This is a genomic window from Xanthomonas cucurbitae, from assembly GCF_002939885.1.
GTDB lineage: Bacteria > Pseudomonadota > Gammaproteobacteria > Xanthomonadales > Xanthomonadaceae > Xanthomonas > Xanthomonas cucurbitae.
In genome coordinates this window covers 1-502 of record NZ_MDED01000130.1, presented here as the reverse complement: position 1 = coordinate 502, position 502 = coordinate 1, and the positions used below count along the sequence as shown (strand labels likewise).

1 pseudogene is annotated in these 502 nt (G+C 51.0%); it reads right to left on the bottom strand.

The window, feature by feature from the left end:
- Positions 1–145 precede the first annotated feature (145 nt).
- Positions 146–502, bottom strand: a pseudogene (locus tag XcuCFBP2542_RS19050) (ankyrin repeat domain-containing protein); the annotation flags it as partial.

The following is a 502-nucleotide window of genomic DNA, read 5'->3' as shown; positions in this document are numbered from 1 at the left end:
TCACGGTCGTGATAGAGCGGTTGCAATTCTTCGGCATGCTGCCGGGCTATTGGATCGCTGCTAGTCCGCAGTTGCTCAAGTACGGTGCGCTGATGCTGGTGGTCTGCGAGAGTCGACATTTGAAAAATCCTTCTTCAGTGATCGATCAAAGTAACGGAATGTCTTTTTCTTCGGATGGGAAGCCGAAGGATTTACGCATACTTCGGAAATTTTCAGGTAAAGGGGGGCGTTGGTAGCCCCGCTGCAACAACCATTGCTGGCACTTGCGCTGCCAGGTTGGATCATTTGGATTGCCAGGGTGCCAAAAAATACTTTCTACGATAGAAAGATTTTTTGGAAGCGGAGGGGGGCTTCCTTCTCCTGGATCTGCACCATGTTCAAGTAGCCAGTAGGCCTGCTCAAAACCACCACGAGCAGCATAATTGAAAAGGATAGGAACACCCTGACTCTTGGCATTTACATCCGCCCCCCGCTCCACCAGCAGCTTCACGCTCTCCCATTT